Raw genomic sequence first — 12,567 nt, forward strand, 5'->3', positions numbered from 1 at the left:
CACCTGATGGGGTGAAGAGGGGGAGGAGAAGAGTCCGGGATCTTCCCGCTCTGTCCATCCTTGGGCACGCGGCCGAAACGGTTCGCTGACAAGGAGAGTTGGCCGGTGGAGCAGGTGGACAAGCAGGAGGGGTGCGACGATTCGGCGGTGCCGATCGACGACCCCCGGTACGACACGGCAGTGCCGCGGCAGCGCGAACCCAGCGCGGCGGAGATCTACCTGGAGGTTCAGCGGAGCCCCGCCTTCCAGGAAGTGCGCCGCCGCTACCGCCGGTTCGTCTTCCCGGCCGCCCTCGCCTTCCTCCTCTGGTACCTCGCCTACGTCGTCGCGGCGACCGCGGCGCCCGGACTCATGGCGCGGCCCGTCGCCGGCGCGGTGAACGTGGCGATGGTCGCGGGCCTCGGACAGTTCCTCACCACCTTCCTGCTGACCTGGGCCTACGCGCGCCACGCGCGGCTGCGCCGGGACCGGGCGGCCCTGGAACTCCGCTGGGACACCCAGGAGATGACCCGAGGGGCGGCGCAGCGGTGACCGGAGACCACCAGACCCTGGCGCTCGTGCTCTTCAGCGTCTTCATCGCCGTCACGCTCGGGATCACCACCTGGGTGAGCCGCAACCGGCACGGGTCGGCGGAGGAGTTCTACGCCGGGGGCAGGCTGTTCTCGCCTCTGGAGAACGGTTTCGCCATCGCGGGCGACTACATGTCCGCGGCCTCCTTCCTCGGCATCTCCGGGCTGATCGCGCTCTACGGCTACGACGGCATGCTGTACTCCGTCGGCTTCCTCGTCGCCTGGCTGGTCGTCCTCCTGCTCGTCGCCGAACTCGTCCGCAACTGCGGGCGGTTCACCCTCGCCGACGTCGTCGCCGCGCGGATGGCCGAGCGACCGGTACGGATCGCCGCCGGAACGTCCTCCGTGGCCGTCTCCGTGCTCTATCTCGTCGCCCAGATGGTCGGCGCCGGCAGTCTCGTCGCGCTCCTGCTCGGCGGCACGAGCGAGGCGGCCCGCTCCTGGACCGTGATCGGCGTGGGCGCGCTGATGGTGATCTACGTGTCCCTCGGCGGCATGCGGGCCACCACCTGGATCCAGATCGTCAAGGCGGTCCTGCTCATGGCGGGCACGATCGCGCTCACCGTCCTCGTCCTGCTCCGCTTCCACGGAGACGTGAACAACCTGCTCTCCACCGCGGCCGACCGCAGCGGCCACGGACGGGACTTCCTCGTCCCCGGGCTGCGCTACGGCGGCGACTGGACCGCGCGCCTCGACTTCATCAGCCTCGGCATCGCCCTCGTCCTGGGTACCGCGGGACTGCCGCACATCCTGTCGCGCTTCTACACGGTGCCCACCGCCCGGGCCGCCCGCCGCTCCGTCGTCTGGTCCATCGGCCTCATCGGCAGCTTCTACCTGATGACCATCGTGCTCGGCTTCGGCGCTGCCGCCCTGATCGGACCCGCCGAGGTCCGTGCCTCCAACGCCTCGGGGAACACGGCCATCCCGCTGCTCGCCCTCGACCTCGGCGGCGGCGCGGGCTCCACCGGCGGCACGGTGCTCTTCGCCATCGTGGCCGCCGTCGCCTTCGCGACCATCCTCGCCGTCGTCGCCGGGATCACGCTCGCCTCCTCGGCCTCCGTCGCCCACGACCTGTACAGCTCGCTGCGCCGCAAGCACGCGAAGAGGCAGTACAGCGAGGTGACCGTGGCGCGGTTCGCGGCCGCCGGGATCGGAGCCGCCGCCATCGCCCTCGGGCTGCTCGCCCGCGATCTCAACGTGGCGTTCCTCGTCGGCCTCGCCTTCGCGGTCGCCGCCTCCGCCAACCTGCCCGTCCTGCTCTACTCGCTGTTCTGGCGGAAGTTCACCACCCGGGGCGCGGTCTGGTCGGTGTACGGCGGGCTCGTCCCCGCGGTCCTGCTCGTCCTGCTGTCGCCGGTGGTCTCGGGCAGCCCGGAGTCGCTGTTCCCCGGTGTCGACTTCCATGTCTTCCCGCTGCAGAACCCCGGTGTGGTCTCCATCCCGCTCGGATTCCTCGCGGGCTGGATCGGCACGGTCATGTCGGCCGAGCCGCCCGACGAGGCGCGGCACGCCGAGGCGGAGGTCCGGGCGCTGACCGGGGCCGGGGCCGCCTGAGTGGCCGAGCCGGCTGGGGCCGTCAGGCCGTCCGAGCCGCCTGAGGGGGCGGAGTCGGCCTCAGGCGGCGGGCGGTGAGGACGTCCAGGCGTAGCGGTGCTCGGGGCGGCCCGTCTCGCCGTACCGGAGGGAGAGGCTCACCCGGCCGGTGCGTTCGAGGAGCTTGAGGTAGCGCTGGGCGGTCTGGCGGCTCACGCCCGCCCGCTCGGCGATCTCCTGCGCGGAGAGCGGGCCGCCCGCGGCGAGCAGGACCTGCCGCACCAGCTCGGCCGTGGTGGGGGAGTGTCCCTTCGGCAGGTCGGGGGCGACGGTGCCCGCCGCCAGGACACCGAAGATCCGGTCGACCTCGGCCTGCTCCGCCTCGCCGCCGGCTCCCAGAGCGCGCCGGAGCGCCGCGTACGCCTCCAGCTTGGAGCGCAGCCCGGCGAAGTTGAACGGCTTGACCAGGTACTGGAGGGCGCCGTGGCGCATCGCCGCCTGCACGGTGGCGACGTCCCGGGCGGCGGTCACCATGATCACGTCGCACTGGTGGCCGCGCGCGCGGAGTTCCCGTACGGCGGCGAGGCCGTTCTCGTCCGGCAGGTAGTGGTCCATGAGGATCAGGTCCACCGGATGCGCGTCCAGGGCGGCCAGTGCCTCGGCGGTCGAGTGGGCGGTGGCGGACACCCGGAAGCCCGGGACCTTGGCGACGTACGCGGCGTTGATACGCGCCACGAGCACGTCGTCGTCCACGACGAGCACCTCGATCATCGCGACTCCCCGGCCGGCTCGGGTACGAAGTGCTCTCCACCGGGGGCGGAGGGTTCGGGGTCCGTCAGGGCGTCCGGGAGGACGACGGTGAACTCCGCGCCCCCGTCCGGGCCCCCGGCCACACGGGCGGTGCCGCCCCGGCGCTCGGCCAGCCGGCGCACGAAGGCGAGACCGAGACCGCGCCTGCCGTGGGGCGGCGGTTCCTTCGTCGACCAGCCCTCGGTGAAGATCAGCTCACGGCGCTCCTCGGGGACGCCGGGGCCGCTGTCCGTGACCCGCAGCACGACCGTACGGCCCTCCGTGCGGAACGCGACCTCGATCCGGGCGCCTGGCGTGCCCGCGACGGCGTCCAGGGCGTTGTCGACCAGATTGCCGACCACCGTGACCAGCTCGCGGGGGTCCACGAGACGGTCCGGAAGCAGGGACTCCGGGGAGATCCGCAGGGAGACTCCGCGCTCGGCGGCGACGGTCGCCTTGCCGACCAGGAGCGCGGCGAGCAGCGGGTCGTGGACCTTCTCCGTGACCTGCTCGGCGGTGGCACGGTGGACTCCGACCACCTCCGTGACGAACTCGACCGCCTCCTCGTGCATGTCCAGCTCCAGGAGGCCGAGGAGGGTGTGCAGCCGGTTGGCGTGCTCGTGGTCCTGGGCGCGGAGGGCGTCGATCAGGCCCCGCGTCGAGTCCAGCTCGCGCCCGAGCCGCTCCAGCTCGGTGCGGTCGCGCAGGGTCGCGACGGCGCCGCCGTCGTCGGTCGGCATGCGGTTGGCGATCAGGACCCGGTGGCCCTGGACGGTCACCAGATCCTCGCCCGTGACCCGGCCCGCGAGGACGTCGGCCGTACGGCCCTGACCGAGGAGCTCGTCCAGGGACCGGCCCGCGGCCTCGGGGCCGAGGCCGAGGAGGCGCTGCGCCTCGTCGTTCAGGAGCCGCACGGAGCCGGTGCGGTCGATGGCCACGACACCCTCCCGGATGCCGTGCAGCATGGCCTCGCGCTCGGCGAGCAGCGCGGAGATGTCGGAGAAGGCCAGGTCGTGCGTCTGCCGCTGGAGCCGTCGGGAGATCAGGTACGCCGCGAGGGCCCCGACCGCGAGCGCTCCGCCGGCGTACGCGAGGAGGCCCGGGATCGCGGCGAGGAGCCGGTCGCGGACGCTGTCGTACTCGATGCCGACGGAGACCGCGCCGATGATCCGGCCGTCCGCGTCGCGCAGCGGTGCCTTGCCGCGCGCCGAGCGGCCGAGGGTGCCGCTGTCGATCTCCATCACCTCGCGGCCCGCGAGGACGGCGCTCGGGTCGGTGGAGACGCGCCGGCCGATCTGGGCGGGGTCGGTGTGCGACCAGCGCACTCCGCGGGTGTCCATGACGACGACGTACTCGGCGCCCGTGGACACCCGGATCCGTTCGGCCTCGGTCTGCACCGGGCCCCGCGCGGACGGCGGGGTGCCGACGAGGTCGGCGGCGAGCCCGGGGGAGGCCGTGGTCTCGGCGATGGCCAGGGCCCGCCGCATGGCCTGGTCGTCGAGCTGGTCGCTGAGGGGAGCGAGGAAGAGACCGGTGGCGAGGACGGTCACACCGGTCGCGATGGCCAGCTGCATCAACAGGACCTGCGCGAACACCCGCCGAGGCCAACCGAACCGCCGACGGCGCGCGAGGGGCCGCGCGGGGCCGGTCTGTGCGGGTCTCATGCGAGAAAAGGTACGGGTCGGGGACCCGGGACCGGAAATACCGGACCCGAGCGACCCGAGCGAACCGAGCGAACCGAGCGACCCGAGCGACCCGAGCGTCCCGAGCGACCCGGGCGTCCCGGACTCCCCGGCCGCGCCCCGGGCCGCCCCCGCCTCAGGGGCGGATTCGGACGCCCCCGGATGATCCCGCCTATCCTGGGGCCTTCCCACAGCCGTGGGAAGGAACCCGCTACCGGAGGCACGACCCTTGACCACGCAGCAGATCCCCGTCGTCGTCCTCGCCGGGTTTCTCGGGGCCGGGAAGACCACGCTCCTCAACCATCTGCTGCGCAGCGCCCGGGGTACCCGGATCGGGGTCATGGTCAACGACTTCGGGGACATCGGCATCGACGCGATGACCGTCGCCGGGCAGGTGGGCTCCACCGTCTCCCTCGGCAACGGTTGCCTGTGCTGCGCGGTCGACGCGAGCGAGCTCGACGAGTACCTGGAGGTCCTGACCCGGCCCGAGTCCCGGCTCGACGTGATCGTGATCGAGGCCAGCGGGCTCGCCGAGCCGCAGGAGCTGGTGCGCATGGTGCTCGCCAGCGAGAACGAGCGGATCGTCTACGGAGGGCTCGTCCAGGTCGTCGACGCGGCCGAGTTCCGGGCGACCCGGGAGCGCCACCCCGAGACCGACCGGCACCTCACGATCGCCGACCTCGTCGTCGTCAACAAGGCGGACCGGGTCTCCGCGGCCGAGCTGTCCGCCGTACGCGAGACGGTCGGCGGTCTCGCCGGGAAGGCCGTCGTGGTCGACGCCTCGCACGGGCGGGTCGATCCGGAGCTGCTCTTCGACCGGGTGGTGCCCGAGGACGAGATCGAGGGCCAGATGTCCATCGAGGACATCCTGTACGGCCCCGAGGACGAAGCCCACGCGCATCCGCACGCCGCGTACGAGACGGTCTCCCTGACCGCCTCGACCCCGCTCCACCCGCGCCGCCTCATGGCCTTCCTGGACGCGCGGCCCGAGGGTCTGTACCGGATCAAGGGCTTCGTGGACCTCGGCGCCGCCGACCCGGTCAACCGCTACGCGGTCCACGCGGTCGGCCGCTTCCTGCGCTTCTACCCCGAGCCGTGGCCCGCGGGCGAGGAGCGGCTCACCCAGCTCGTCCTGATCGGCTCCGGCGTCGACGCCGCCGGGCTGCGCAAGGAGCTCGCCGCATGCGAGCAGAACGGCCCGCAGGACGCCCCCGACGAGCACAGCATGTGGGGCGTCCTGCGGTACGTGCGCCAGAGCCGGACGGACGAGGAACCGGACGAGAGCTAGATCCTGGTCCGGGCGGCTCGGGTTCGGGACCGTGAGCCGCCCGGACGGGCCCTAGTTCCCCGGAGGGCCGGCCAGTACCTCCACCGGCTGCGGCAGCGGCGTGCCCGAGCCGTCGCGGCGCGGGTCCACCTCCGGCAGCGGTACCGGGGTGCCGTTCTTCTGCGCGGCCCGTGCCGGAGTGGCACCGGCCCAGGCCAGGATCAGGACGTCCTCGCCCTTCAGGAACCGCTGGCAGCGGACACCGCCCGTCGCGCGGCCCTTGCGCGGGTACTGGTCGAAGGGGGTCAGCTTCGCCGACGTACCCGCCGAGGAGTCGAGGGTGCCCGTGGAGCCCGCGACGGTGAAGACGACGGCCTCCGCCGCCGGATCGACCGCCGTGAACGAGAGCACCTCGGCGCCCTCGGTCAGCTTGATGCCCGCCATACCGCCGGCCGGCCGGCCCTGGGGCCGGACCTGCGCGGCCGGGTAGCGGAGGAGCTGGGCGTCGGAGGTGATGAAGACCAGGTCCTCCTCGCCCGTCCGCAGCTCGGTCGCGCCGACGATCCGGTCACCCTCCTTGAGGGTGATGACCTCCAGCTCGTCCTTGTTCGCCGGGTAGTCCGGGACCACGCGCTTCACCACGCCCTGCAGCGTGCCGAGCGCGAGACCGGGCGAGGACTCGTCGAGCGTGGTCAGGCAGACCACCGACTCGTCCGCCTCCAGGGACAGGAACTCCGAGAGCTGCGCACCGCCCGCGAGATTGGGGGTGGTCGCGGTGTCCGGGAGCTGCGGCAGGTCGATGACCGCGATCCGCAGCAGCCGGCCGTCCGAGGTCACCGCGCCGACGTCGCCGCGCTGGGTGGCGGCCACCGCCGACACGATCAGGTCGTGCTTGGTGCGCGGCGCGTCCGGGTCGGCCGGCGGCAGCTCCGCCGTCGCCGTACGGGCCAGCAGTCCCGTCGAGGAGAGCAGCACCCGGCAGGGGTCGTCCGCGACCTCCAGCGGAACGGCCGCGACCGGCGCGCCCGCCGATTCGAGCAGGACCGTCCGACGGTCGGTGGCGAACTTCTTGGCGACCGCGGCCAGTTCCGCCGAGACCAGCTTCCGCAGCTCCGCGTCGGAGTCGAGGATCCCGGTCAGCTCGTCGATCTCGCCGTTGAGCCGGTCGCGCTCGGTCTCCAGCTCGATGCGGTCGAACTTGGTGAGGCGGCGCAGCGGGGTGTCGAGGATGTACTGCGTCTGGATCTCGCTCAGCGAGAAGCGCTCCATCAGGCGCTCCTTGGCCTGGGCGGAGTCCTCGCTCTCCCGGATGAGCCGGATGACCTCGTCGATGTCGAGCAGGGCGACGAGGAGGCCGTCGACCAGGTGGAGCCGGTCGCGCTTCTTGGTGCGGCGGAACTCGGAGCGGCGGCGGACGACCTCGAAGCGGTGGTCGAGGTAGACCTCCAGGAGCTCCTTGAGGCCGAGCGTGAGCGGCTGGCCGTCCACCAGCGCCACGTTGTTGATGCCGAAGGACTCCTCCATCGGCGTCAGCTTGTAGAGCTGCTCCAGGACCGCCTCCGGCACGAAGCCGTTCTTGATCTCGATGACGAGACGCAGGCCGTGGTTGCGGTCGGTGAGGTCCTTGACGTCCGCGATGCCCTGGAGCTTCTTGGAGCCGACGAGGTCCTTGATCTTGGAGATGACCTTCTCGGGGCCGACCGTGAACGGCAGCTCGGTCACGATGATGCCCTTGCGGCGGGCCGTCACCGTCTCCACGGTCGTCGTGGCGCGGATCTTGAAGGAGCCGCGGCCCGACTCGTACGCGTCCTTGATGCCGGACAGGCCGACGATCCGGCCGCCGGTCGGCAGGTCGGGGCCGGGCACGAAGCGCATCAGCGTCTCGAGGTCGGCGCCCGGGTGGCGGATCAGGTGGCGGGCCGCCGCGATCACCTCGCCGAGGTTGTGCGGCGGCATGTTGGTCGCCATGCCGACCGCGATCCCGGACGCGCCGTTGACCAGCAGGTTCGGGTAGGCGGCGGGCAGCGCCACCGGCTCCTGCTCCTGGCCGTCGTAGTTCGGCGAGAAGTCGACCGTGTCCTCGTCGATGGACTCGGTCATCAGCAGCGCGGCGGGGGCCATGCGCGACTCCGTGTACCGCATGGCGGCGGGCGGGTCGTCGTTGCCGAGGGAGCCGAAGTTGCCGTGGCCGTCGACGAGGGGCAGCCGCATCGAGAAGGGCTGCGCCATGCGGACCATGGCGTCGTAGATCGACGCGTCGCCGTGGGGGTGGAGCTTGCCCATCACCTCGCCGACGACGCGGGCGCACTTGACGAACCCGCGGTCGGGCCGGAGCCCCATCTCGCCCATCTGGTAGACGATGCGGCGCTGGACGGGCTTCATGCCGTCGCGGGCGTCGGGAAGCGCGCGCGAGTAGATCACCGAGTACGCGTACTCGAGGAAGGAGCCCTGCATCTCGTCGACGACGTCGATGTCGAGGATCCTCTCCTCGTACGCGTCGTCCGGCGGCGGTGTCTTCGTGCTGCGGCGGGCCATCGCGGCTGCGGCTCCTTCACCAACATGGTTGATCTGACGCGGACCATTGTGGACTGTGCCACCGACAACGCCGACCGCGACCCGGAAGAGGGACATCTGGAAGGGGCGGGAACTTCGCGAGGTGTCGGCGCGCTTGCATACAGTGGCAGGACTTTTTCACATCGCGATCGAAGGGACGTACATGCCCATGGGTCACACGGCCACGGCCGAGGCCGGCTCCGGCGGCCTGACAGCGACCGAGCACCGGTTGGCGAACGGCCTGCGCGTGGTGCTCTCGGAGGACCACCTGACCCCGGTCGCCGCGGTCTGCCTCTGGTACGACGTCGGTTCGCGGCACGAGGTCGAGGGCCGCACGGGCCTCGCCCACCTCTTCGAGCACCTCATGTTCCAGGGCTCGAAGCAGGTCCACGGCAACGGGCACTTCGAGCTGGTGCAGGGCGCGGGCGGCTCGCTCAACGGCACGACGAGCTTCGAGCGCACCAACTACTTCGAGACCATGCCCACCCACCAGCTGGAGCTCGCGCTCTGGCTGGAGGCCGACCGCATGGGCTCGCTGCTCGCGGCCCTGGACGACGAGTCCATGGAGAACCAGCGGGACGTCGTCAAGAACGAGCGCCGCCAGCGGTACGACAACGTGCCGTACGGCACGGCCTTCGAGAAGCTGACGGCGCTGGCCTACCCGGAGGGCCACCCGTACCACCACACGCCGATCGGCTCCATGGCGGATCTGGACGCCGCCACGCTGGAGGACGCGCGGAACTTCTTCCGCACGTACTACGCGCCGAACAACGCGGTGCTGTCGGTCGTCGGCGACATCGACCCGCAGGAGACCCTCGCCTGGGTCGAGAAGTACTTCGGCTCCATCCCGTCCCACGACGGCAAGCTGCCCCCGCGTGACGGCTCGCTGCCCGACGTCATGGGCTCGGAGCAGCGTGTGGTCCTCGTCGAGGAGGTCCCGGCGCGTGCGCTGATGGCCGCCTACCGGCTGCCGCACGACGGCACGCGCGAGTGCGACGCCGCCGACCTGGCCCTGACGGTCCTCGGCGGTGGCGAGTCCTCCCGTCTGCACAACCGCCTGGTCCGCCGGGACCGGACGGCCGTCGCCGCCGGCTTCGGCCTGCTGCGGCTCGCCGGGGCCCCCTCGCTGGGCTGGCTGGACGTCAAGACCTCCGGCGGCGTCGAGGTCCCGCAGATCGAGGCCGCCGTCGACGAGGAGCTCGCCCGCTTCGCCGCCGAGGGGCCGACGTCCGAGGAGATGGAGCGCGCGCAGGCCCAGTTGGAGCGCGAGTGGCTCGACCGGCTCGGCACCGTCGCGGGCCGCGCCGACGAACTGTGCCGGTTCGCGGTGCTGTTCGGCGACCCGCAGCTCGCCCTCACCGCCGTCGACCGCGTCCTCGACATCACCGCCGAGGAGGTGCGGGCGGCCGCCGAGGCCCGGCTGCGCCCCGACAACCGCGCGGTGCTCGTCTACGAGCCGGTGGCCACCGAACAGAGCGAGAGCGACAGCGACGAGGAAGAGGGAGCGGACCAGTGACCGACGCTGCCGTGTCTTTGACGAGCATGGACTTCCACCCGCAGCCCGCGCCGGGCGTCGCCAGGCCCTGGGCCTTCCCGGCCCCGGACCGCGGCTCCCTGGCCAACGGCCTGACCGTGCTCACCAGCCACCGCCCCGGCCAGCAGGTCGTGGCCGTGGAGCTCTTCCTGCCGGCCCCGCTGGACGCCGAGCCGGCCGGTCTCGACGGCGTCGCCACGATCATGGCCCGCGCTCTCTCCGAGGGCACGGACCAGCGCAGCGCCGAGGAGTTCGCGGCCGAGCTGGAGCGCTGCGGCGCCACGCTCGACGCGCACGCGGACCACCCGGGCGTCCGGGTCTCCCTCGAGGTGCCCGTCTCCCGGCTGCCCAAGGCGCTCGGGCTGGTCTCCGAGGCGCTGATCGCCCCGGCGTTCCTGGAGACCGAGATCGAGCGCCTCGTGCGCAACCGCCTCGACGAGATCCCGCACGAGACGGCCAACCCGGCCCGTCGTGCCGCGAAGCAGCTCTCCAAGGAGCTCTTCCCGGCCGAGTCGCGCATGTCCCGGCCGCGTCAGGGCACGGAGGAGACGGTCGCCGCGATCGACGCCGCCGCGGTCCGCGCCTTCTACGAGGCGTACGTCCGCCCCGGCACGGCCACCGCCGTGGTGGTCGGCGACCTGACGGGCGTCGACCTGGACAAGGTCCTCGCCGAGACGCTGGGCGCCTGGACCGGGGAGCCGGCCGAGGCGCTCGCGATGCCGCCGATCACCGCCGACGACACCGGACGGGTCGTCATCGTGGACCGTCCCGGCGCGGTCCAGACGCAGTTGCTGATCGGCCGGATCGGTCCGGACCGCCACGACAGCGTCTGGGCGGCCCAGGTCCTCGGCACGTACTGCCTCGGCGGCACGCTGACCTCGCGGCTCGACCGGGTCCTGCGCGAGGAGAAGGGCTACACGTACGGCGTGCGGGCCTTCGGGCAGGTGCTCCGCTCCGACGCCGAGGGGAACGGCGCCTCGATGCTCGCCATCAGCGGCTCGATCGACACCCCCAACACGGGCCCGGCACTTGACGACCTGTGGAAGGTGCTGCGGACCCTCGCGGCGGAGGGTCTCACGGATGCCGAGCGCGAGACGGCCGTGCAGAACCTGGTGGGTGTGGCACCGCTCAAGTACGAGACGGCCGCCTCGGTTGCCGGAACGCTCTCCGACCAGGTCGAGCAGCACCTCCCGGACGACTACCAGGCCCAGTTGTACGCGCGCCTCGCCGAGACGGGCACGGTCGAGGCGACCGCGGCCGTGGTCAGCGCCTTCCCCGTGGACCGGCTCGTCACCGTGCTCGTGGGCGACGCGGCGCAGATCGCCGAGCCCGTGCGCGCGCTCGGCATCGGTGAAGTCACCGTGGTGACCGGCTGATCGCATGCGCCGACCGCCGGGTCGCACACGCCGACCCGGCGACGGAAGGCCTCGACGTCATGATTTCGTCGAGGCCTTCCGCTTTGTCCGGATTGCGGGCAAGGGTGGTCGTCTGCCCTGTGGCATGTCTTACAAACTGGCGTGTCTGTTTGGTGATTGACAGACGATCCGCATAGCGTCGGTGCGGCTGTTCGTCAGTTGCACGTGCCGCACTCGCGGCAGCGGACAGTCATCGCCGAGTCCCCGTCAGGCGCGAGCCTGGGGAGCCGGGGACCCACACAGTCCCTGGGGTGAATCGGGCGCCTTCGTCACGTACGGAGGGGCTCGTAGGAGACCTTCCTGCTCCGAACCCGTCAGCTAACCCGGTAGGCGAGAAGGAAGGAAAGGACCAGCCCCTACATGGCGTTCACCCGTGCCACCGGGAAGCATCGTGGGCCGAGCCGGATGGCGCGCCGCAGCGTGGGCATCGCCGGCGTCGCGACACTCGCCACCACCGGCGTCATCGGAAGCTTCGCCTCCCCGGCGCTCGCCGCCGACACGGACAACCGCTCCGCCGAGGACACCGGCCTCACGCAGGTGATCACCGAGGACTCGCTCGCGGACCGGATCGACGCCCAGGCCGCCGCCCAGGAGCAGGAGGCCTTCGAGGCCGTCGCCAAGGAGAAGGCCCAGGCAGAGGCCCGCGCCGAGGCGAAGCGCAAGGCCGAGGCCCGTGCCAGGGAGGTCCGCGAGGAGCGCGAGCGCGCCGCCCGCGAGGCCGAGCGTCAGCGCCTCAACTCCTTCCAGCTCCCCGTGGCCGGCTCGTACGTGACCACCGGCTACAAGACCGGCGGCTCGCTCTGGTCCTCCGGCAGCCACTCCGGCATCGACTTCCACGCCTCCTACGGCAGCTCGGTCGTCTCCGTCGGCTCCGGCACCGTCGTCGAGGCCGGCTGGGGCGGCGCGTACGGCAACAACATCGTCATCCGGATGAACGACGGCACGTACACCCAGTACGGTCACCTCTCGTCCATCGGGGTCTACGTCGGCCAGAGCGTCGAGCCGGGCCAGCAGATAGGCATCTCGGGCTCGTCCGGCAACTCGACCGGCCCGCACCTCCACTTCGAGGCGCGGACGGGCTCCGACTACGGCTCGGACCTGAACCCCATCTCCTACCTGCGTGCCCGCGGCGTCAGCCTCTGACGCCACGCCGATCACGTCGCAGAAGCCCCGGCTCGTACTGAGCCGGGGCTTTTTGCCGTCCGGAACATATACCTGGATTCCG

The 12,567-nt window shown here is 72.0% G+C and carries 9 protein-coding genes and 1 riboswitch; of the genes, 6 read left to right on the plus strand and 3 right to left on the minus strand.

Annotated features, from left to right (window positions below; genetic code table 11):
- Window positions 1-114 precede the first annotated feature (114 nt).
- Window positions 115-531: a DUF485 domain-containing protein gene (locus SGA01_RS08530; protein ID WP_371866013.1), complete on the plus strand. Its 417-nt coding sequence runs from the start codon at window positions 115-117 to the stop codon at window positions 529-531.
- Entirely contained in the window at window positions 528-2,123 is a 1,596-nt protein-coding gene (locus SGA01_RS08535; RefSeq protein WP_141294899.1) for a monocarboxylic acid transporter, read from the plus strand. Before SGA01_RS08530 ends, SGA01_RS08535 begins: the two co-directional genes overlap by 4 nt.
- Window positions 2,124-2,183: 60 nt before the next feature.
- Here SGA01_RS08535 and SGA01_RS08540 read toward each other — a convergent pair whose 3' ends face one another.
- Together SGA01_RS08540 and SGA01_RS08545 are read right to left on the minus strand one after the other, a co-directional pair.
- Entirely contained in the window at window positions 2,184-2,873 is a 690-nt protein-coding gene (locus SGA01_RS08540; protein WP_141294901.1) for a DUF7342 family protein, read from the minus strand.
- Window positions 2,870-4,555 carry an ATP-binding protein gene (locus SGA01_RS08545; protein WP_141294903.1) on the minus strand — a complete coding sequence of 562 codons (1,686 nt, stop codon included), beginning with the start codon at window positions 4,553-4,555 and terminating at the stop codon, window positions 2,870-2,872. Before SGA01_RS08545 ends, SGA01_RS08540 begins: the two co-directional genes overlap by 4 nt.
- Before the next feature lie 247 nt (window positions 4,556-4,802).
- Here SGA01_RS08545 and SGA01_RS08555 point away from each other — a divergent pair, with 247 nt between their 5' ends.
- Window positions 4,803-5,861 carry a CobW family GTP-binding protein gene (locus tag SGA01_RS08555; protein ID WP_141294907.1) on the plus strand — a complete coding sequence of 353 codons (1,059 nt, stop codon included), beginning with the start codon at window positions 4,803-4,805 and terminating at the stop codon, window positions 5,859-5,861.
- A gap of 51 nt (window positions 5,862-5,912) precedes the next feature.
- Here SGA01_RS08555 and SGA01_RS08560 read toward each other — a convergent pair whose 3' ends face one another.
- Window positions 5,913-8,375 (minus strand): DNA gyrase/topoisomerase IV subunit A, encoded by a 2,463-nt coding sequence (locus SGA01_RS08560; protein WP_141294909.1) that lies wholly within the window; start codon window positions 8,373-8,375, stop codon window positions 5,913-5,915.
- A 187-nt stretch (window positions 8,376-8,562) separates the two neighbouring features.
- On the opposite strand from SGA01_RS08560, the gene SGA01_RS08565 reads away from it, so the two are divergent.
- From SGA01_RS08565 to SGA01_RS08575, 3 genes are all read left to right on the plus strand, one after another.
- Entirely contained in the window at window positions 8,563-9,909 is a 1,347-nt protein-coding gene (locus SGA01_RS08565; RefSeq protein ID WP_055640947.1) for a M16 family metallopeptidase, read from the plus strand.
- 26 nt (window positions 9,910-9,935) lie between these two features.
- Entirely contained in the window at window positions 9,936-11,303 is a 1,368-nt protein-coding gene (locus SGA01_RS08570) for a M16 family metallopeptidase (RefSeq protein ID WP_055640946.1), read from the plus strand.
- A gap of 223 nt (window positions 11,304-11,526) precedes the next feature.
- Window positions 11,527-11,690, plus strand: a riboswitch (cyclic di-AMP (ydaO/yuaA leader).
- Window positions 11,691-11,702: 12 nt separating this feature from the next.
- Entirely contained in the window at window positions 11,703-12,485 is a 783-nt protein-coding gene (locus SGA01_RS08575) for a M23 family metallopeptidase (RefSeq protein ID WP_141294911.1), read from the plus strand.
- Window positions 12,486-12,567 lie beyond the last annotated feature (82 nt).

Source organism: Streptomyces gardneri (genome assembly GCF_006539185.1).
Classification (GTDB): Bacteria; Actinomycetota; Actinomycetes; order Streptomycetales; family Streptomycetaceae; genus Streptomyces; species Streptomyces gardneri.